General features: G+C 72.4%; 20 protein-coding genes. 14 read left to right on the top strand and 6 right to left on the bottom strand.

Annotated features, from left to right (window positions below; all coding sequences use genetic code 11):
• Positions 1–12: 12 nt before the first annotated feature.
• Together ACPPVO_RS57675 and ACPPVO_RS57670 are read left to right on the top strand one after the other, a co-directional pair.
• Entirely contained in the window at positions 13–813 is an 801-nt protein-coding gene (locus tag ACPPVO_RS57675; RefSeq protein ID WP_426514899.1) for an ABC transporter ATP-binding protein, read from the top strand.
• Positions 810–1,628 carry an ABC transporter permease gene (locus ACPPVO_RS57670; protein WP_426508247.1) on the top strand — a complete coding sequence of 273 codons (819 nt, stop codon included), beginning with the start codon at positions 810–812 and terminating at the stop codon, positions 1,626–1,628. Before ACPPVO_RS57675 ends, ACPPVO_RS57670 begins: the two co-directional genes overlap by 4 nt.
• On the opposite strand, the gene ACPPVO_RS57665 is transcribed toward ACPPVO_RS57670, so the two are convergent.
• On the bottom strand, positions 1,560–1,985 hold the full coding sequence (locus ACPPVO_RS57665; RefSeq protein ID WP_426514954.1) for a hypothetical protein: 426 nt from the start codon (positions 1,983–1,985) through the stop codon (positions 1,560–1,562). The two genes, ACPPVO_RS57670 and ACPPVO_RS57665, sit on opposite strands and share 69 nt — an antisense overlap.
• Between ACPPVO_RS57665 and ACPPVO_RS57660 the strand changes: the two genes are divergently transcribed.
• Together ACPPVO_RS57660 and ACPPVO_RS57655 are read left to right on the top strand one after the other, a co-directional pair.
• Entirely contained in the window at positions 1,936–2,052 is a 117-nt protein-coding gene (locus tag ACPPVO_RS57660) for a hypothetical protein (RefSeq protein WP_426508245.1), read from the top strand. The genes ACPPVO_RS57665 and ACPPVO_RS57660 overlap by 50 nt on opposite strands.
• Before the next feature lie 71 nt (positions 2,053–2,123).
• Positions 2,124–2,861 (top strand): CPBP family intramembrane glutamic endopeptidase, encoded by a 738-nt coding sequence (locus ACPPVO_RS57655; protein ID WP_426508243.1) that lies wholly within the window; start codon positions 2,124–2,126, stop codon positions 2,859–2,861.
• On the opposite strand, the gene ACPPVO_RS57650 is transcribed toward ACPPVO_RS57655, so the two are convergent.
• Positions 2,858–3,514 carry an RluA family pseudouridine synthase gene (locus ACPPVO_RS57650; protein WP_426508242.1) on the bottom strand — a complete coding sequence of 219 codons (657 nt, stop codon included), beginning with the start codon at positions 3,512–3,514 and terminating at the stop codon, positions 2,858–2,860. The two genes, ACPPVO_RS57655 and ACPPVO_RS57650, sit on opposite strands and share 4 nt — an antisense overlap.
• Positions 3,515–3,738: 224 nt before the next feature.
• Here ACPPVO_RS57650 and ACPPVO_RS57645 point away from each other — a divergent pair, with 224 nt between their 5' ends.
• The 3 genes from ACPPVO_RS57645 to ACPPVO_RS57635 all read left to right on the top strand — a co-directional run bounded on the left by ACPPVO_RS57645 (position 3,739) and on the right by ACPPVO_RS57635 (position 5,612).
• The gene (locus ACPPVO_RS57645; protein WP_426508241.1) at positions 3,739–4,722 is read left to right on the top strand and encodes a sigma-70 family RNA polymerase sigma factor; all 984 of its coding nucleotides are present in this window, start codon (positions 3,739–3,741) and stop codon (positions 4,720–4,722) included.
• Positions 4,723–4,793: 71 nt separating this feature from the next.
• Positions 4,794–5,393 carry a DedA family protein gene (locus ACPPVO_RS57640; RefSeq protein WP_426508239.1) on the top strand — a complete coding sequence of 200 codons (600 nt, stop codon included), beginning with the start codon at positions 4,794–4,796 and terminating at the stop codon, positions 5,391–5,393.
• 24 nt (positions 5,394–5,417) lie between these two features.
• Positions 5,418–5,612: a CsbD family protein gene (locus ACPPVO_RS57635; RefSeq protein ID WP_426508237.1), complete on the top strand. Its 195-nt coding sequence runs from the start codon at positions 5,418–5,420 to the stop codon at positions 5,610–5,612.
• A gap of 66 nt (positions 5,613–5,678) precedes the next feature.
• Here ACPPVO_RS57635 and ACPPVO_RS57630 read toward each other — a convergent pair whose 3' ends face one another.
• The 4 genes from ACPPVO_RS57630 to ACPPVO_RS57615 form a co-directional block, all read right to left on the bottom strand.
• Positions 5,679–6,095 carry an SPW repeat domain-containing protein gene (locus ACPPVO_RS57630; RefSeq protein WP_426508235.1) on the bottom strand — a complete coding sequence of 139 codons (417 nt, stop codon included), beginning with the start codon at positions 6,093–6,095 and terminating at the stop codon, positions 5,679–5,681.
• 36 nt (positions 6,096–6,131) lie between these two features.
• Positions 6,132–7,742, bottom strand: coding sequence for a glycoside hydrolase family 10 protein (locus ACPPVO_RS57625; RefSeq protein WP_426508233.1), 1,611 nt, complete (start codon positions 7,740–7,742; stop codon positions 6,132–6,134).
• 195 nt (positions 7,743–7,937) lie between these two features.
• On the bottom strand, positions 7,938–8,453 hold the full coding sequence (locus tag ACPPVO_RS57620; RefSeq protein WP_426508231.1) for a GNAT family N-acetyltransferase: 516 nt from the start codon (positions 8,451–8,453) through the stop codon (positions 7,938–7,940).
• Between the two features lie 167 nt (positions 8,454–8,620).
• Positions 8,621–8,839, bottom strand: coding sequence for a hypothetical protein (locus tag ACPPVO_RS57615; RefSeq protein ID WP_426508230.1), 219 nt, complete (start codon positions 8,837–8,839; stop codon positions 8,621–8,623).
• Positions 8,840–9,247: 408 nt separating this feature from the next.
• Here ACPPVO_RS57615 and ACPPVO_RS57610 point away from each other — a divergent pair, with 408 nt between their 5' ends.
• The 7 genes from ACPPVO_RS57610 to ACPPVO_RS57580 all read left to right on the top strand — a co-directional run bounded on the left by ACPPVO_RS57610 (position 9,248) and on the right by ACPPVO_RS57580 (position 18,476).
• Positions 9,248–10,261, top strand: coding sequence for a helix-turn-helix transcriptional regulator (locus ACPPVO_RS57610; protein ID WP_426508229.1), 1,014 nt, complete (start codon positions 9,248–9,250; stop codon positions 10,259–10,261).
• A gap of 129 nt (positions 10,262–10,390) precedes the next feature.
• Positions 10,391–11,503, top strand: coding sequence for a hypothetical protein (locus tag ACPPVO_RS57605; protein ID WP_426508228.1), 1,113 nt, complete (start codon positions 10,391–10,393; stop codon positions 11,501–11,503).
• A 74-nt stretch (positions 11,504–11,577) separates the two neighbouring features.
• Positions 11,578–13,047: a glutamate--cysteine ligase gene (locus ACPPVO_RS57600; RefSeq protein WP_426508227.1), complete on the top strand. Its 1,470-nt coding sequence runs from the start codon at positions 11,578–11,580 to the stop codon at positions 13,045–13,047.
• Between the two features lie 7 nt (positions 13,048–13,054).
• On the top strand, positions 13,055–13,780 hold the full coding sequence (locus tag ACPPVO_RS57595; protein WP_426508226.1) for an enoyl-CoA hydratase/isomerase family protein: 726 nt from the start codon (positions 13,055–13,057) through the stop codon (positions 13,778–13,780).
• A 62-nt stretch (positions 13,781–13,842) separates the two neighbouring features.
• Positions 13,843–15,777: an ArnT family glycosyltransferase gene (locus ACPPVO_RS57590; protein ID WP_426508224.1), complete on the top strand. Its 1,935-nt coding sequence runs from the start codon at positions 13,843–13,845 to the stop codon at positions 15,775–15,777.
• Between the two features lie 304 nt (positions 15,778–16,081).
• A complete protein-coding gene (locus ACPPVO_RS57585; protein WP_426508222.1) occupies positions 16,082–17,296 on the top strand; it encodes a glycosyltransferase in 1,215 nt (404 codons plus the stop codon).
• Positions 17,297–17,426: 130 nt separating this feature from the next.
• Entirely contained in the window at positions 17,427–18,476 is a 1,050-nt protein-coding gene (locus ACPPVO_RS57580; RefSeq protein WP_426508220.1) for a hypothetical protein, read from the top strand.
• Positions 18,477–18,633 lie beyond the last annotated feature (157 nt).

Here is an 18,633-nt window from a genome sequence, read left to right as displayed (position 1 = left end):
GAAGAGCTGCGGATGCGGTACGGCGGCGAGCAGGACGTCCTGCAGGGCGTCACCTTCCAGGGGCGCCGTGGCGAGGTCCTCGCGCTCCTCGGGCCCAACGGGGCCGGCAAGAGCACCACCATCGAGATCCTCGAGGGCTTCCGGACGCGGACCGGCGGCCGCGCGACGGTGCTCGACGCCGACCCCGCGCGCGGCGACGAGCGGTGGCGGGCCCGGGTCGGGATCGTGCTCCAGTCGTGGCGCGACCACGCGAAGTGGCGGGTCCGGGAGCTGCTCGCCCACCAGGCGCGGTACTACGCCGCCCGCGCCTGGGACCCCGACGAGCTCCTCGCCGCCGTCGGCCTCGGCGCCCAGGCCCGGCAGCGCATCGCCACCCTCTCCGGCGGGCAGCGCCGCCGGCTCGACCTGGCGCTCGGGCTCGTCGGCCGGCCGGAGGTGCTGTTCCTCGACGAGCCGACCGCCGGCCTCGACCCGCACGCCCGGCGCGAGTTCCACGACCTCGTGCGGCAGGTCACCGCCGAGCACGGCAGCACGGTACTGCTCACGACGCACGATCTGGACGAGGCCGAGCGCCTCGCCGCGCACATCGTGATCCTCGACGCCGGCCGGGTGATCGCCGACGGGACGGCCGCCGAGCTCGCCGGCCCCGACGAGGTGCGCTGGCGCATCGACGGCCGGCCGTACGCCGAGACGACCCCCGACCCGACCCGCTTCGCGTTCGAGCTCTTCGGCCGCTTCGGGGAGGCGGTGCAGGACCTGGAGATCCGCCGGTCCTCGCTCGAGACCACCTACCTCGGGCTGGTGCGGCGGTGAACGCGCTGCGCCTGGGCTGGGCGCGCGGCCGCATCGAGCTGCGCCAGTCCCTGACCAACCCCGCCGACCTGTTCAACCACTGCTTCTGGCCCGCGCTGATGCTTGTCACGCTGTACTTCCTGCGCCACCGTACGTTCGGCGGCGCGAGCGTCCCGCTGGGCGCCCTGGTCCTGCCCTCGATCCTCGGGATGGACGCGTCGATGGCCATGGTGACCATGAGCCAGCAGCTGACCGCCGACCGCGAGGACGGCACGCTGCTGCGGGCCCGGGCGACCCCAGGCGGCGTGCGGGCGTACCTCGTCGGCAAGGTCCTCGCCGTCGCGCTCGGCCTGCTCGTGGACCTCGCGATCTTCCTGGGGCCGGCGCTGCTGATCATCCCGCCGGCCCGGACCCCGGACGCGGCGACCGTCGCCTGGGTGCTCGCACTGGGCCTGCTCGCCACCCTGCCGATCGGGGCCGTGCTCGGCGCGCTGTTCCCGACCGTGCGCGGCCAGGGCCTGCTGACGCTGCCGGTGCTCGCGGTCATCGGCATCTCGGGCATCTTCTACCCGATCACCGCGCTGCCCGGCTGGGTGCAGGGGATCGCGCAGGCCTTCCCGGTGTACTGGCTCGGCCTCGGCATGCGCTCGGCCCTGCTCCCGGCCGACGCGGTGGCGGTCGAGATCGGCGGGTCCTGGCGGCCCCTGGAGACCGCCGCGGTGCTCGCCGTCTGGGCGCTGGCCGGGCTGGCCCTGGCCCCGCTCGTCCTACGCGAACGCCTCGCCCTGCACCACCGACCGCAGCCGGGCGGCGGCGGCCGGGGCCAGGGTCGGTAGCGACAGCGGCAGCTCCTTCCCGCGGTCCAGGGCGGTGAGCTGGGCCGCGGGCGGGTCGTCGAGCAGCGCCACGATCGGGGCGGCCGACTCCGCGACCGGGCGCGCCGCCAGGCGCGACAGCACCCCGAGCGCGGCCCGCGCCAGCGGACCCAGCGGCGTGCGGTCCCCGCTGCGGGTGAAGCCGGGGTGGTACAGCACGTAGCGCGCCTTGCCGCTGTAGCCGGCGCCGAGCAGGTCGTTGAGCCGGCCCGCCTGCATCTGGGCCCGCACCGTCGAGTACCCGCGCGCAGCTGCAGGTCGTCCGAACGTGCCGCCGTCGGTGGAGTACGCCCTCACGCCGAAGGGCGCCGCGCTCATGTCCGCGCTGGCGCCCCTGACCGACTTCGCCGTGCGTCAATGGTGCCCGCCTGAGGTCGCGGGGTAGGGCGGGCACTACCCCGAAGACTCCGCTCAGCAGGCTGGGGCGGCCGCGGCCGAATCCATAGCGTCGGGTCTATGACGACGACCGTCCTGACGCAGGCCGCGGACACCCGGCGAACCAGGATGACGTGGCCCACGGTCCTCGCGCTGCACCTGCTCCCGGCCGCCGCGACCTTCGCCGTCGCGCTCGCGCTCGGGCCGCTCGTGCGGGCCTGGCACCTGCCGCCGCAGTTCGCGCTCACCCTCGCCTTCGCGTTCGTGCTGACCCCGATCGAGCTCGGCCTGCTGCTGCGCGCGGCCGGCTGGTCCTGGCGCGGGCTGCCCGGCATCCTGGCGTTCCGGCGCAAGCTCCCGCTGCGGCTGTACCTCACGATCCTGCCCTGCGTGACCGCGATGGCCGTCGGCCTCGTCGTCCTGCTCGCACCCCTGGAGCAGCGGATCCTCGACTGGTACCCGGCCTCCTGGCTCCTGCCGCCGGACTCCGACGCGTTCCCGGTCCCGACCATGGTCGGCACGCTGCTGTTCACCCTCGCGGTCGACGGGCTGGTCAACCCCGCGGTGGAGGAGCTGTACTTCCGGGCGTACCTGCTGCCCCGCCTGCCCGTGCGCGGCGCCCTCGCGGTCGTCACCTCGGCCGGGCTGTTCGCGCTGCAGCACTACTGGCAGCCGGAGAAGTTCGTCTTCGTGTTCGTCGCCCAGCTGCTGCTTATCGCGGTCATGCTGCGGGTGCGCAGCGTGCGGATCAGCATCGCCGCGCACTGCCTGACCAACAGCCTGGCGATCCTGCTCGCCGTGGGCGCGGTGCTGTCCTAGAGGGCGAACTCCTCGGGCATGGGCGCCTCCACGGTGACCCGCTCGCCGCGGTGGTCGAAGGACAGGCGCCAGGAGTGCAGGTACGTGCGGCCGGCCGGGCTCTTCTCGAACAGCGGGTCGCCCACGATCGGGTGGCCGACCCAGGCCAGGTGCACGCGGATCTGATGGCGGCGGCCGGTGTGCGGGTACGCCTCCAGCAGCGCGCGGTCGCCGGTCTGGGCGCGCACCGCGAACGTGGTCGTCGAGGGGTACGTCGGGACGGTGTCGAACACCGCCGACGCCGGCACGGTCCAGGTGTCATCCTTGAGCACGATGCTCTCCCGTGGCGCCGCGATCCGGACCCGGTTCTTGCGGCCGACGCTCAGCGGCAGGTCGATGCGGCCCCTGGCCGGCAGCCCGCCCGGGGCCGTCACCGCCAGGTACGCCTTCTCCACCGTGCGCTTGTTGAACTGCCGCGTCAGCCCGCCGTGCACGGCCAGGTCCTTCGCGAACAGGATCACGCCCGAGGTGACCTTGTCGATGCGGTGCGCCGGGAACAGCTGCTCGCCCGCGTCGGCCGCCATCCGCACCAGGTCGGACTCGTGCCGCTCGCCCATCACGGAGACCCCGACCGGCTTGTCCAGCACCAGGACCGCGTCGTCCTCCAGGATCACGCGCTCACGAAACTCCGCCCACATCGTCTTAGCCTCTGCCCTGTCGCTCCGGTCGAGCCGAGACGAGGTCCAGATCTCGTCTGCGTGCGGCCCGCGGAAGCCAGGCTACCGGTGTTGTAACCGGGCTTTCGCGGGACGTGCGCAGGCGGGATCTGGGCCCGGCGCAGGCCGGCCGGAGCGGCAGGGCAGAGGCTTGCATCGCATGCGCGACGAGGGGGCTTTTCATGGACCTGACCGAACTCGAGCCGTACCGGCGGGAGCTGGAGCTGCACTGCTACCGGATGCTCGGCTCCTTCCACGAGGCTGAGGACCTGGTGCAGGAGACGTTCCTGCGCGCCTGGAAGGGCTGGGACGCGTTCCAGGGCCGCTCGTCGGTGCGCGCGTGGCTGTACCGCATCGCCACCAACGCCTGCCTCGACGTGCTCAAGAGCGCCCAGCGGCGGATCCTGCCGATGGACCTCGGCCCGCCATCAGCCGAAGGCCGCGACTGGACAGCCCCCGGCGACGTCAGCCTTGCGCGCGCCGACGTGGCCTGGCTGGAGCCGCTGCCCGACCGGGTGCTCGACGCCGACCCCGCGACCCGCGCGGTCGCCCGGGAGACGGTGGAGCTGGCGTTCCTGGCCGCCCTGCAGCACCTGCCGCCGCGGCAGCGGGCCGTGCTCGTCGCGCGGGACGTGCTCGGCTGGTCGGCGGCCGAGACCGCGCAGCTGCTCGACGTCACGGCCCCGGCGGTCAACAGCGCCCTGCAGCGGGCCCGGGCCACCCTGCGGGAGCGGCTGCCGGAGCGCGGCGAGGACTGGACGCCCGAGCGCGGCCCCGACCCGGAAGAGCAGGAGGTGCTGCGGCGGTACGTCGAGGCCTTCCAGCGCGCCGACGTGCAGGGCATGGCGAGGCTGCTCGCGGACGAGGCGCGCGCCGTGATGCCGCCGCTGCCGATGTGGTACCTCGGCCGCGACGCCATCGCCGCCTCGCTGCTGAGCAGCGTCCCGCCCGGCTCGCCGTTCCACGTCGGGCGCATCCGCGCCGAGCTCACGCGGGCCAACCGCGACCCGGCGATGGTCGTGTACCACACGCCGCCGGGCGAGTCCGGGGAGCGCCCGTTCGCCGTCGGCGTCCTGCGGGTCGAGGGCGGCCTGATCCGGGAGCTGACCGCGTTCCACGATCCCCGGGTCTTCACCGAGTTCGTGGCCCGAAACACCTACGGGTAGGGGAAACCCCCCTGTGGATCGGCGGGCTGGCACCGCTGATTCCGCGGCCGCCGGACGGCACGGTAGATGGCATGGAGTCGATGGCCGGTTGGGCGTACCTCGTGATCTTCGTGCTGCTGGTGCTGGATTGTGTGATTCCGGCGGTACCGGCGGAGACGAGTGTGATCGCGGGCGGGGCGCTCGCCGCGAACGGGCACCTGCACGTGGCCGCCGTGCTGCTGGCCTCGGTCACCGCGGTGTTCATCGGCGACGTGGTCGTGCACGAGGTCGCGCGGCGCGGCGGGCGGCGCCTGGTGGAGCGGTTCCTGCGCAACGAGCGCTACTGGAAGGCGGTCGGGTGGGTGGCGCGGCTGCTCGAGCGGCACGGCGGCGCGATCGTCGCCGGCGGCCGGTTCGTGCCGCTCGGGCGCACCACCGTCGCGCTGGTCAGCGGCTACGCGCAGTTCCCGCGGCACCGGCTGCTGCCCGCGCTCGGCGTCGGCGCGCTGCTGTGGAGCATCTACGTGGTCGGCCTGGGCTACCTGGGCGGCAACGTGTTCACCGACAACCCGTTCGCGGCCGCCGGGCTGGGCATCGCACTGTCGTTCGTCCTGACCGGTGTGACGACGGCGGCACGGCGGCTGCGTTTGCGGGCCCGCCGGGCCGGGCAACCAGTAATCAGCAAGGCGTGACCGAAAACGTGGAAAGGACCGACAATGAGTTTCACGGACAAGGTCGAGCACAAGGCCGAAGAGCTCAAGGGTGCCGCCAAGGAGAAGTACGGCGACGCCACGGACAACGAGCGGCTGGAGGCCGAGGGCGCCGCTGAGCGCGCCGCCGCGAAGGCCAAGCAGGCCGGTGACCACGTGAAGGACGCCGGGCACGACGTGGCCGACGCGTTCGACCGCTGATCGCTCACCGCTCAACCACCGCGACGGAGTTCGGGCCGCCCCTCACCGGGGCGGCCCGCCCGTGTTTCAGGGCTTCTCGTCCGGTCCGAGCGCGGCGCAGGTCAGGATCAGCACCCCCACGGCGACGTCGTTGGCGGTGGACGCCGACCAGCCGTACTGCAGCACCAGCGGCGCCACGAGCAGCCAGCCGGCCAGGCCGCCGATGATCGGCGTGAAGCCGGCCGCGCGCGGGTTGAGCAGCCGGATGATCGTCGCGACGGCCAGGGCGATGCCGGTGACCGCGTCGCTCCAGAATGCGTCGTAGCGGCCGGCCCCGATGTAGCCGAACGGCACCGCCGACACCACGAGCCACACCGCGGCGAGGAAGACGATGGTCAGCGGCAGGTTCCGCGCGCCGCGACCGGCGGGCCGCTCGGGCTCGACGGGTTCCAGGCGGATGTGCGCCGGCGTCGTGAAGTCCTGGTCCGAGATGAAGCTGCTCATGGCGGCCAGCCTTCGGGCCGCCCGGATGAGCGGGGCTCACCCCGCGGGAGGGCTTTCGTTCCAGGACCGGTCGAGCTCGGTGACGCAGTAGGTGCCCTTCGGGCCGCTGAACTCTCCGTCGCCGCCGCGCCGCGTCGCGACAAGCTTCGCCGCGCCGTTCTCGACCCGGTACACGGCCGCCGAGGCGCCCTTGCCCTTCCAGCTCAGCTTCACGTTGTCGCCGTCGGACCCGCTCGACAGGGCGGGCGCGGCCGGGGCGTTGTTCGGCAGCCACTTCATCACCGGCGGCAGCGCGGGCGTGGCGTAGAAGTCGCCGGAGTACTTGGTGACCGAGCCGAGCGTGTCGGCCCGCAGGTTCTTGGCGCTGAAGTGGACGCTGCCGGTGACCTGGGCGTACTTGCGGTTGAGGGCGAGCTGGCGGTCGAGCTCGGCCGGGTCCGACCACGGGCCGGCCTGCCCGACGCGGTAGTCGGCCTGCCCGATGTACAACTGCACCCTCGTGTCTTTGACGACATTGACCCACCAGGGCACGAGCTTGGCGTAGTCGGCGACGTCGAAGCCGATGTTCCAGTACAGCTGCGGGACGATGTAGTCCAGCCACTGCTGCTGCACCCAGAGCCGGGTGTCGGCGTAGACGTCGTCGTAGCTCTGCAGGCCGCGGGTCGGCGAGCCGGCGGGGTCGGTGGCGTCGTTGCGCCAGATGCCGAACGGGCTGATGCCGAACTTCACCCACGGCTTGAGCTGCTTGATCCGCTCGCTCATCTCCTTGACGAGCAGGTTCACGTTGTCGCGGCGCCAGTCGGCCCTGCTCTTGCCGCCGCCGTACTGCTGGTAGGCCGCGTCGTCCGGGTAGTCCTGCTTGCCCACCGGGTACTGGTAGAAGAAGTCGTCGAAGTGCACGCCGTCGACGTCGTACTTCTTGACCGCCTCCAGCATCGAGTCCTCGACGAACCGCCGCGCCTCGGGGATGCCCGGGTTGAAGTGCAGGCGGCTGCCAGTGGTGCCGGCCGACGGGTAGACCACCGCCCACTCCGGGTGCTTGCGCAGCGGGTGGTCGGGGGCGAGCTTGTCGATGTCCGAACCGGCCCCGGAGGGGGCGGGCTGGCTGCCGCGGTACGGGTTGAACCAGGCGTGGAACTCGAGGTTGCGACGGTGCGTCTCGTCGATCATCCACTGCATGAGGTCGAAGCCGGGGCCCTGGCCGCGCACCCCGGTGATCCACTCCGACCAGGGCGCGAAGTCGGACGGCCACAGCGCGTCACCGCTCGGCCGTACGTGCACGAAGACCGCGTTGAGGTTGCGCTGCTGGGCCAGGTCGAGCCAGCCGAGGTACTCCTGCTTGATCTGGTCCGCGGGGAGCCCGGGCCGGCTGGGCCAGTCGATGTTCTCGACGGTGGTGATCCACACCCCGCGCAGCTCCCGGGGCGCGCTCAGCGCCGCGCCGCCGCAGCGGGCCGCGCGCGGGTCGGTGGCCCGGTCCGCCCGGTCGGCGTTGCGGTCGATGCGGTCCGTGGCGGGCGAGTCGGACGACGTGTTGGTGGCGTCGTCCCAGACCATGCGGGCCAGCCCGACGCCGCCCAGCAGGACCAGCACGAGGCCGACGACGAGCGGCAGCACCGAGGTGGCGGCGGGCCGGCGGTGATCCACCGGCCTAGTCTGCCGGTGGGACCGGGGGTCGAAGCAAGTCAATCCGGGAAGTTCTGCCCTAACGGACCAGTCGGGACTGGTCCTCCAGTTCCGCCAAGCGCTCGGTGGCCCGGCTGACCGCCGCGTCCATGAGCCGCCGTTCGGTCACCACGGTCTCCATCCCGTCCCTGGCGAAGTTGCGTGCCTGGGGCGACGCTACGCGAGGACAAGTCGCATTTGTGGGCGTTTGCCGAAGCCCGCCGTCGCCGGGGCCGGCAGCGCCTTGACCATGATCTGGCACCGCTCGACACCGAAGTGCTTGCGGCCCGCCTCGTCCCACTCCACCACCATGGCGTTGACCGGGCCGAAGTCCCATTCGACGTACTGCCGGTTGGCGTACAGCCGCCGCGCCGCCGCGTTCGTGAGGGTGACGCCGAGCGCGATCCGGGCCCGCCCCTTCGCCCGCGCGTAGTCCTCGGCCGCGTCCATGATCGCCGAGGCCACGCCCTGCCGGCGGCGCTGCGGCGCGACCTGCAGGTGGCTCAGGATCGGCACGTTGCGCAGGTGCTCGCGCAGCTCCCACTCCTCGGCCGGCAGCATCCGCAGGAAGGCGGCGCCGGCCACGCGGGTCGCGGTGTCGTCGGTGTGCTCGGCGACGAAGAGCACGCCGAGGTGGGGTTGGCGGGCGATGCGTTCCTGGAAGTAGTGGGGCTGCTTGAACGCCTCGGTCAAAGCCGGCAGGTCTGCGCTGACCGCTGGTCGTACCTCTAGCACCGTCGTAGAGCTCCCTCTGGCCGACTGCTGCGAACCTGGCTGGCTGTGCACGGGGAGGGGACGGCCGCCCCACCGCTGCCGTCCCCGGTTGTCGCGCCGCTAAACCCGCTGAAACTCCGGTGTCCTCAGCCGGTGCCGGCGTGGAACACCTCGTACAGCGTGACGAACACTACGGGACACAGGACCGCCAGCACCAAGCAGGCCCGCACGATGTCGGCGCCCGCGTCGTCCCGTGTGGCCTGCTGCTGATGGGTCAGGTGGACGCGGCGGGTCTGGTGCCGGCGCACCGATCGGCCGAGCCAGCGCGCGACCAGGGTGATCACGAGCGCGGCCGCGCCGAACACGATCGCCGGGTTCGCCGCCGTTCCGTGATTTCCCGATGAACTGAGGAGGAATATAATGCCCATTGGTACGTTTCCTTGATCCTCGCCCGGACACAGGGGAGCTGCCGATATGGGGCGTCTCGGCGGCAACCGAGGACGCCCCAATTTCGTGCGGTGTCACTTGTCGATGCCGGGCGGGCCCCTGGTGCGGCGGACTCGGCCGTAGGACATCACTCCGACCCCCCTCGTTTCAGTCGATCCCCGACTGAATTTCAGTGATGACCTGAAATCCTCGACTTCTCCTGTGAAAAAGCCTATGGTTTCAGCAGCTGCTGAAGCAATCACCGTCATCGCTCCCCTAAATGCGCAGATCGCGGATTTTCAGGAGCGTCCGGCGCGCCGCTGAAGTTGGCTGAAAGGGGGCGCGCGATGGCCGGGGATCTCGCGGAGCAGCTTCGGAACCTCCGCCTGACGGGGCTGCCGTCGGGCCGGCTCACCCAGACCGACATCGCGCGGGCGTTCGGCGTCAGCACCCCGCTCATCTCCTCGTGGGAGAAGTCGGTGCGGCCCAGCGGCGCGTACCTCGACAAGTACGCCCGCCTGTTCGCCACCCCGCGCTCGTTCACCGCCGACCCGCCGACGCTGTTCGAGCTCGCCCAGCTGACGGACGGGGAGCGGGCCCGCTACGACGAGATCAAGAAGGACTTCGGACTCTCCGAGCCGGCCAACCCGCTGTACTACCCGGACGGCCGGCCCATCACGATCGTCTGCGCGGAGCTGCCCGAGAAGATGCAGCCGGCCAAGGAGCTGGCCGACCCGCTCGACCCGGACCACGTCGAGCTCTACAACTACGCCGACCTGGACGCGCTGGTCGAGCTGTACGCGTACGTGGGCCGGATCAATCCCGACAGCCAAGTGCGCCGCCGGCTCGTGACCCGGCTGACCGACGAGGACCTCGAGAACCACCTGCTGGTGCTGGGCGGCGTGGACTTCAACACCCTCACCCGGCAGCTGCTCGACGAGCTCGGGCTCCCGGTCGTGCAGGTCGAGCGCGACGGCGTCGCCGGGGGCTTCGAGGTCACCGACGCGGGCGGCGAGCAGCGGACCCTCGTGCCCGACCTGCGGGAGGAGAACGAGCGGACCATCCTGCGCGAGGACGTGGCGCACCTGTGCCGCGCGCCCAACCCGTTCAGCCCGACCGACACCACGGTGACCCTCTTCAACGGCATGTTCGGCCGCGGCACCTACGGCATCGTCCGCGCGCTTACCGACACGAACACCAAGCGGCGGGCCGCGAACTTCCGTTACCTGGAGCGCCGCTTCGCCGGCGCGCCGAAGTTCAGCCTGGTCTGCCGGATCCCCGTGGTCGCCGGGGTGGTCAAGGTTCCCGATCTCACCGACGCGAGCATGCGCCTGCACGAATGGCCGTTCGCTCCGGCCTGAGCAGCTGTGACAGTCCGGGTGAGCGAGCCGTAGAGTAGCCGTCACACGGACGGGGGAACCCACGGGAGGGCGACGCGTGGAGTCGGCACCACACCCGCGCGGCGCGTCATGCGGACGGCCACCCGCTTCATGACCCAACCCGCGGATCCGCGCCACCACTACTCCCACACCAAGCTGCTCAGCGAGGCCACCGCCGTGCCGGGCACCGTGGACGCCGTCATCGTGCCCACCAACCGCAAGGTCGGCTTCCTGCAGCGGGCGATGCGGCTGGCCGGCGACCTGGACTGCCTGCTGATCGTGCTGTGCAGCCGCTGGAGCCACGCCCGGCCCGTGCTCGGCGCGGCGGCGGCCGCCGGGGTTCGGGCCGTCGCCGTCGACGTGCCGCCGCGGGCCGGCCTGCCCCAGCTCGAGACCGACGACCTGCTCGACGACACCTCGTTCAGCGGCCGGACCGACACGAGCATGAAGCGCAACATCGGGCTGGCCGTGGCGCACATGATGCCGGACTGGCGCGCGGTGCTCTTCCTCGACGACGACATCACCGTGACCGCCGACGACGTGCGCGGCGCCGCGGGGCTGCTCGCCGACTACGCGGCCGTGGGTCTGACCAACGCCGGCTTCCCCGACAACTCGGTGGTCTGCCACGCCAACCGCGAGGTCGGCGGTACCCAGGACACGTTCATCGGCGGCGGTGCGCTGGTCGTGCCCGCGCGGAGCCGGTCGTACTTCCCGCACGTCTACAACGAGGACTGGTTCTTCCTGTTCGAGCACGTCCGCGACCGGCGCGTCGCCGTGACGGGGCGGGCCGAGCAGAAGGAGTACGACCCCTACCGCAGCGCCAAGCGCGCCCGCCGGCAGGAGTTCGGCGACTGCCTCGCCGAGGGCGTGTTCGAGCTGCTCGACGACGGCCGCGGCCTGGCCGAGGCCGGCGTGGACTTCTGGCGCGACTACCTGACCCGCCGCGAGGCGTTCATCGCCGGCATCCTCGACCGGACCCGGCACATGCCGATGCCGCGGGCGAAGCGGGAGCGGGCGGCGGCCCAGGCCAAGCGGGAGCGGATGGTCGCCGCGCTCACCACCGCCCAGGCCAGCCGGGCCGAGATCACGCCGAAGCTGTGCGTGCGGTACCTCGACGCCTGGCAGCGCGACCGGCTGGCGTGGGCGGCGTTCCTGGACCGGGTACCCCCGCTCGGCAATGTCCAGGAGGCCCTGCGCCACCTGAGCCTGCATCCTGTGTCGTAAACCGTCAGGAGTAAAAAGCCGCGCATCGTGGTATGCCAGAGGGCACGGCTCTTCCCGCGCGGAGGTGGCAGCCCATGGGCAAGGACGTCGAGGCGACGGTGTTCAGCCGGGAAGACCGGATGCGGTACCGGGACAAGGTCCGCCGATGCCTCGACGCGTTCGCGCGCATGCTGGCCGAGAACCCGTTCGACACCGGCGAGGGCATGAGCGGCCTGGAGATCGAGCTCAACCTCGTCGACGACAACTACGACCCGGCGCTGCGCAACCAGCGCGTGCTCGACGCGCTGGCCGACCCGGCGTTCGTCACCGAGCTGGGCCAGTTCAACATCGAGATCAACGTGCCGCCGCAGCGGCTGGCCGGCGACGGCCTGGCCCGCTTCGAGGCCCAGGTGCGCGAGAGCCTCAACGCCGCCGAGGAGCACGCGGCCCAGGTCGACACCCGGCTGGCGATGATCGGCATCCTGCCGACGCTGCGCCGCGACCTGCTCACGCCCGACGTGCTGTCGGCCAGCCCCCGCTACGCGCTGCTCAACGAGCAGATCTTCACCGCCCGCGGCGAAGACCTGCTGATCTCCATCGACGGCATCGAGCGGCTGCACGTGCGCTGCGACTCGATCGCGCCCGAGGCGGCCTGCACCAGCGTGCAGTTCCACCTCCAGGTGACGCCCCAGCGCTTCGCCTCCTACTGGAACGCGGCCCAGTCGATCGCCGCGGTGCAGGTGGCGCTGGGGGCCAATTCGCCCTACCTGTTCGGCCAGGAGCTGTGGCGCGAGACCCGCATCCCGCTGTTCGAGCAGGCCACCGACACGCGCGCGGAGGAGCTCAAGAGCCAGGGCGTGCGGCCGCGGGTCTGGTTCGGGGAGCGCTGGATCACCTCGATCTTCGACCTGTTCGAGGAGAACGTGCGGTACTTCCCGGCGCTGCTGCCCATCTGCGAGGACGAGGACCCGATCGACGTGCTCGACCGCGGCGAGGCGCCGCGGCTGGGCGAGCTCAAGCTGCACAACGGCACCATCTACCGGTGGAACCGGCCCATCTACGACGTCGTGGACGGCCGGCCCCACGTGCGGGTCGAGAACCGGGTGCTGCCCGCCGGCCCGACGGTCGTGGACAGCATGGCCAACGCCGCCTTCTACTTCGGCCTCGTGCATCGCCTCGCCGGCCAGGAGCGTCCCGTGTGGACGCAGATGTCGTTCGGCGCGGCCGAGGAGAACTTCCACACCGCGGCGCGGCTGGGCATCGAGGCCTCGGTGTTCTGGCCGGGCCTGGGCTCCGTCCCGGTGACCGAGCTCGTGCTGCGGCGGCTACTGCCGCTGGCGTACGAGGGCCTCGACGAGTGGGGCGTCGACCCCGCCCACCGCGACCGGCTGCTCGGCATCATCGAGCAGCGCTGCCTCGCCCAGCGCAACGGCGCCTCCTGGCTCGTCGAGGCCGCCCACGCGATCGAGGGCAGCGGCCCGGTCGAGCGGGACGACACCATGCGCAAGCTGCTGGCGGAGTACCTTCCGAGGATGCACTCGAACGTCCCCGTGCACGAATGGTGACCGGCGAGTGGTGACCGGGGAAATCGTCCTGCACCGGGACGGCCCGCTCGCCACCCTCGTCATCACCAACCCGGCCAAGCGCAACGCGATGACCGCCGCGATGTGGGCCGCCCTGCCCGGGATCCTCGACACCCTGGCCGGGGACGCCTCGATGCGCGTGCTGGTGCTGGCCGGCGCGGGCGGCACGTTCTGCGCGGGCGCCGACATCACCGAGGCCGCGGCCATCGCCCGGGCCGGCGACGAGAGCCTCGCGGTCGCGGCCGAGCGGGCCCTCGCCGACTTCCCGCGGCCGACGATCGCCCGCATCGACGGCTTCTGCGTCGGCGGCGGCTGCCAGCTGGCGGTCGCCTGCGACCTGCGCGTCGCGGGGGAGTCGGCCCGCTTCGGCGTGCCGCCGGCCAAGCTCGGGATCGTGTACCCGCCCGCCACCACCCGCCGCCTGGCCGCGCTCGTCGGCCCGTCCCGGGCCAAGCTGCTGCTCTACACCGCGGAGCTGTTCGACGCGGCCGCCGCCGAGCGCTGGGGGCTGGCCGACCTCGTGGTCCCCGACGGCAACCTGGCCGCGACCGTCGACGACCTCGCCGCGACGATCGCGGCCCGCTCCCAGCTCACCCTGCGGGCGGCGAAGGCCGTGCTCGGCGACCGTCCGGTGCCCGAGCAGAGCGAGGCCGAGATGGCCGAGGGCATCGCCGCGTTCGGCGCGCGGCGGGCCCCGCAGTTCCGCTGGGCCTGACTCACAGCTCGCCCACAGCTGATCGGCACGCCGCCGGAAGGGTCGAACCGCAGCGTGGACGCATGACAACCACGCTGACCCCTCCGGCCGCGCCCCCGGCGCCCGCCGAGGCCCCGGCCGGGACGCGGGCCGGCGATCCCGTCTGGGTGCGCCCCGCACTCGTGCTGCTCCTGCTCGCCACCGGCGCGCTCTACCTGTGGAACCTGAGCGCGTCCGGCTGGGGCAACGCGTTCTACGCCGCGGCCGCCCAGGCCGGCGGGGACAGCTGGAAGGCGTGGTTCTACGGCTCATCGGACGCCGCGAACTTCATCACGGTCGACAAGACGCCGGCCGCGCTGTGGGTCACGGGCCTGGCGGTGCGCCTGTTCGGGCTCAGCTCGTGGAGCATCCTGGCCCCCCAGGCGCTGATCGGGGTGGGGACGGTCTGGCTGCTGTACCTCACCGTGCGCCGCTGGCACGGCCCGGCCGCCGGCCTGCTCGCCGGGGCGGTGCTGGCCACCACGCCGGTGGCCACCCTGATGTTCCGGTTCAACAACCCGGACGCGCTGCTCATGCTGCTGCTGGTCGCGGGCGTCTACGGCATGCTGCGCGCCATCGAGCGCGGCAGCACCTGGTGGCTGATCTTCGCCGGCTCCACGGTCGGCTTCGGCTTCCTGACCAAGATGCTCCAGGCGCTGCTGGTGGTGCCGGCGTTCGGCCTGGCGTACCTCCTCTTCGCCCCGACCGGCTGGGTGCGCCGCCTGGTCCAGCTGCTCGCGGCGGGCGCGGCGGTGATCGTCTCGGCCGGCTGGTGGGTCGCGATCGTGTCGCTCACCCCGGCCTCGTGGCGCCCGTTCGTCGGCGGCTCGCAGACCAACTCGATCCTGGAGCTCACCCTCGGCTACAACGGCTTCGGCCGGCTCACCGGCGACGAGACCGGCAGCGTCGGCGGCGGCGGCGCGGGCGGCGGGGTCGGCGGGGGCGGCGGGGGCGGCGGCTGGGGGGCCACCGGCTGGTCGCGCCTGCTCGACGGCCAGACCGGCGGCCAGGCCTCCTGGCTGCTGCCGGCCGCGCTCATCCTGACCGCCGCGGGCCTGATCTGGTCGGCACGCAGGGCCGCCTACGTGCTGTGGGGCGGCTGGCTGGTCACCACCGCGCTCGTCTTCAGCTACATGCAGGGCATCTTCCACGACTACTACACGGTGGCCCTGGCCCCGGCGATCGGCGCCCTCGCCGGCATGGGCGCGGCAACCCTGTGGCGGCGGCGCGACGACCTCTACGCCCTGCTGGTCCTGGGCGGCTGCGTGGCCGTGACCGCCGTCTGGTCGTACATCCTGCTCAACCGGGCCGCCGACTTCCACCCGTGGCTGCGCGTGGCCGTGCTCGCCGCCGGCGCCCTGGGCGCGGCCGGCATCCTGCTCAGCCAGCAGCTGGGCCGCGGCCTGCGTCCGGCCGCCGCGGCGCTGGCCCTGTTCGCGGTCCTGGCCGGCCCGATCGCCTACTCCCTGAACACGGCCGCGACCGCGCACACCGGCTCGATCGTCACCGCCGGCCCTGCGGTCGCGGGCGGCAACGGCTTCGGCGGCGGGGGCGGGCGCAACTTCCCCGCGGGCGGCGGCGCCTTCCGCGGCGGCGGCGGAGCCGGCGGCGGCATGGGCGGCCTGCTCAACGCCACGACCCCGAGCGCCGAGGTGGTGGCCGCGCTGCAGCGCGACAGCGCCAGGTACACCTGGGCGGCCGCGGCGGTCGGCTCCAACAACGCCTCGGGCTACCAGCTGGCGACGGAGCTCCCGGTGATGGCGATCGGCGGCTTCAACGGCAGCGACCCGGCCCCGAGCCTGGCGCAGTTCCAGCAGTACGTGAAGGACGGAAAGATCCACTACTTCATCGGCGGCGCGGGGCTGGGCGGCCGCAGCAACGGCGGCAGCGGCGTGAGCGCAGAGATCGCCGCGTGGGTGGAGGCCAACTACACGGCGACGACGATCGGCAACACCACCCTGTACGACCTGACGAGTTGAGCTTTACTCCCCCTCGAACCAGCGGCCCCGCCCGGGAACCCATCCCGGGACGGGGCCGCTGGTGCACTGCAGCGGGCATATCCGGCCCCGCCCGGGAACCCATCCCGGGACGGGGCCGCTGGTGCACTGCAGCGGGCATATCCGGCCCCGCCCGGGAACCCATCCCGGGACGGGGCCGCTGCTGCCCTGCAGCGGGCATATCCGATTTTTCGCCCGACAGGGTATTGACAGGAATTCTGCGCTCACAGGCTGGCCACAGCTTCGCGGGAACTTGCCGGAAGGTCGGGCCGCGAGTCTTTGGACCATGAGCACTGAGACGCTTCCCCGCGCGATCGGCGCGGCCGCCCGGAACGCCGGCGCCGTTCTCGACGTCGTCATCCCGGTGTACAACGAGGAGGCCGATCTCGGGCCCTGTGTGCGCCGCCTCCACCAGCACCTCGCCGAGACGTTCCCGTACCCCTTTCGGATCACCGTCGCCGACAACGCGAGTACCGACGCCACGGCCGAGGTCGCCCGCGCGCTCGCCGCGGAGCTCGACGGTGTCGAGGTGCTCCGGCTGGCCGAGAAGGGGCGGGGCCGGGCGCTGAAGCAGGCCTGGTCCGCGTCCGACGCCCCGGTGCTCGCCTACATGGACGTCGACCTCAGCACCGACCTCAACGCCCTGCTGCCGCTGGTCGCGCCGCTGCTGTCGGGCCACTCCGACGTCTCGATCGGCTCCCGCCTGGCCCGGGGCTCGCGCGTCGTGCGCGGCCCGAAGCGCGAGTTCATCTCCAGAAGCTACAACCGCATCCTTCGTACCACGCTCAGCGCCGGCTTCTCCGACGCGCAGTGCGGGTTCAAGGCCATTAGCCGCGACGTCGCCGAGCAACTCCTGCCGCTCGTCGAGGACACCGGCTGGTTCTTCGACACCGAGCTGCTCGTGCTCGCTCAGCGCGCCGGGCTGCGCATCCACGAGGTGCCGGTCGACTGGATCGACGACCCCGACAGCCGGGTCGACATCGTCGCGACCGCGGTGGCCGACCTGAAGGGCATCGTGCGGCTCGGCCGCGCGCTGGTCGGCGGGAAGGTGCCGGTCGCCGCGCTGCGCAGCCGGCTGGGGCGGGCCCCGCTCGTCGAGGGCGTCCCGGCCGGGATGCTGCCGCAGCTGCTGCGCTTCGGCGGCATCGGGGTGCTCTCGACGGTGGCGTTCCTGGCCCTGTACGCGCTGCTGCGCCCGGAGACCGGGGCCCAGGCGGCGAACTTCGTGGCGCTGCTGGCCACGGCAATCGCCAACACCGCGCTCAACCGCCGGCTCACGTTCGCGATCCGCGGCAGCGACGGGGCGGTACGTCACCAGATGCAGGGCCTGCTGCTGTTCGCCCTCGGCCTGGCGCTCAACGCGGCGGCGCTGGCCGGGCTCAACCTGGCCGCGCCCGGGCACGGGCACGGGGCCGAGCTCGCGGTGCTCCTGTCCGCGAACGCGGTCACCACGCTGCTGCGGTTCGTGCTCATGCGGGTGTGGGTCTTCCGCAAGGCGTGAGTTTCCGCCCGGCGGGCCCGCACGTCGCATTACGAAAACCTGGTGGTCCGGACAAAATGGTCAAGTCGGATACACCGGAGTCGCCCGCACGATACCGTCAAATGTGGTGAAAGCGGGATTTCTTCATGAAATGCGCGACGGCGTCACGCCGCGCGCCGGTGCGCTGGTCCTCGCGGTCCTCGCCCTCCAGCTGGCGTTCATCGCCAGCTACATAGGCGCCTTCCACGAGCCGACCCCGCACCGCATTCCTGTGGCCGTCGCGGCGCCGCCGGAGGCGCTCGACGACCTGGTCGGCAAGCTCGACCGGCTGCCGGGCGAGCCGCTGGACGCGCGCGCAGTGTTCAGCGAGGACGCCGCACGCCGGATGATCGACCGGCGCGAGGTGTACGGGGCGTTCATCGTCTCCAACACCGACGCCACCGACCGGCTCATCGTCGCCGGGGCCGCGGGCGCGAGCGTCGCCACCGCCCTGGAGCAGATCATCACCCCGATCGAGGACGCGCAGGAGCGGGCCTTCACCACCGAGGACGCCCGCCCGGCCGTGCTGGGCGACGCGCGCGGCCTGTCCGGGTTCTACCTCGCGCTGGGCTGGGTCGTGGGCGGGTACCTGGTCGCCCTCGCGGTGAGCATGAGCAAGGGCGCCCGCCCGGCCAACCCGCACCGGGCCCTGATCCGCCTGCTGTCCCTGGCGGTCTACTCGGCCCTGTCCGGCACCGGCGGCGCGCTCATCGCGGGCTCCCTCTTCGGCGCCCTGGACGGCCATCTCGCGCAGCTGTGGTGGTTCGGCGCGCTGCTGGTGTTCGCCTCGGGCTGCTTCACGATGGCCCTGCAGGCGGCGTTCGGCTTCGTCGGTACCGGCCTGACGATCCTGCTCTTCGTGGTCCTCGGCAACCCCGGCGCGGGCGGGGCCTACCCGGCGCCGTTGTTGCCGGGGTTCTGGCGGGCGGTCGGCCAGTGGCTGCCGCCGGGGCTGGGCACCGAGGCGATCCGCGGCATCGTGTACTTCGACGGCACCGGCGTGCAGCGCGAGGCGATCGTGCTCGGCGGGTACGCGCTCTTCGGTCTCGTCGGCACGCTGCTCGTGGCCCAGATCGCCCAGCCGCGCCAGATCGTCATCACGCTGGGCCAGAGCCTGGTCCCGGTGGGCCGCCGCGACCCGGTCCAGTCGTCACGCCCATAGCGGCATTCACGACACGTCGGGCGCTCCGCACCTCGGCATTTTCGACATGTCGGGCGCCTCCGCAATCCGACATAGCGGCATTCACGACACGTCGGGCGCTCCGCAACCCGACATGTCGGATTTATAACCCGACAGGCGAAAAATGAGATAAGTCGTG

The organism is Dactylosporangium sp. McL0621, assembly GCF_049995355.1.
Lineage (GTDB): Bacteria > Actinomycetota > Actinomycetes > Mycobacteriales > Micromonosporaceae > Dactylosporangium.
Note: the sequence above shows the minus strand (reverse complement) of the source record. Positions and strands in the feature narration are given on the sequence as shown.

Bases quoted from the DNA above. Each gene is read 5' to 3' on its own strand.
- ACPPVO_RS57675 (WP_426514899.1), top strand. From the start codon at position 13: ATGCGGTACGGCGGCGAGCAGGACGTCCTGCAGGGCGTCACCTTCCAG.
- ACPPVO_RS57665 (WP_426514954.1), bottom strand. From the start codon at position 1,985: ATGAGCGCGGCGCCCTTCGGCGTGAGGGCGTACTCCACCGACGGCGGC.
- ACPPVO_RS57655 (WP_426508243.1), top strand. From the start codon at position 2,124: ATGACGACGACCGTCCTGACGCAGGCCGCGGACACCCGGCGAACCAGG.
- ACPPVO_RS57645 (WP_426508241.1), top strand. From the start codon at position 3,739: ATGGACCTGACCGAACTCGAGCCGTACCGGCGGGAGCTGGAGCTGCAC.
- ACPPVO_RS57640 (WP_426508239.1), top strand. From the start codon at position 4,794: ATGGAGTCGATGGCCGGTTGGGCGTACCTCGTGATCTTCGTGCTGCTG.
- ACPPVO_RS57635 (WP_426508237.1), top strand. From the start codon at position 5,418: ATGAGTTTCACGGACAAGGTCGAGCACAAGGCCGAAGAGCTCAAGGGT.
- ACPPVO_RS57630 (WP_426508235.1), bottom strand. From the start codon at position 6,095: ATGAGCAGCTTCATCTCGGACCAGGACTTCACGACGCCGGCGCACATC.
- ACPPVO_RS57610 (WP_426508229.1), top strand. From the start codon at position 9,248: ATGGCCGGGGATCTCGCGGAGCAGCTTCGGAACCTCCGCCTGACGGGG.
- ACPPVO_RS57605 (WP_426508228.1), top strand. From the start codon at position 10,391: ATGACCCAACCCGCGGATCCGCGCCACCACTACTCCCACACCAAGCTG.
- ACPPVO_RS57600 (WP_426508227.1), top strand. From the start codon at position 11,578: ATGGGCAAGGACGTCGAGGCGACGGTGTTCAGCCGGGAAGACCGGATG.
- ACPPVO_RS57590 (WP_426508224.1), top strand. From the start codon at position 13,843: ATGACAACCACGCTGACCCCTCCGGCCGCGCCCCCGGCGCCCGCCGAG.
- ACPPVO_RS57585 (WP_426508222.1), top strand. From the start codon at position 16,082: ATGAGCACTGAGACGCTTCCCCGCGCGATCGGCGCGGCCGCCCGGAAC.
- ACPPVO_RS57580 (WP_426508220.1), top strand. From the start codon at position 17,427: ATGCGCGACGGCGTCACGCCGCGCGCCGGTGCGCTGGTCCTCGCGGTC.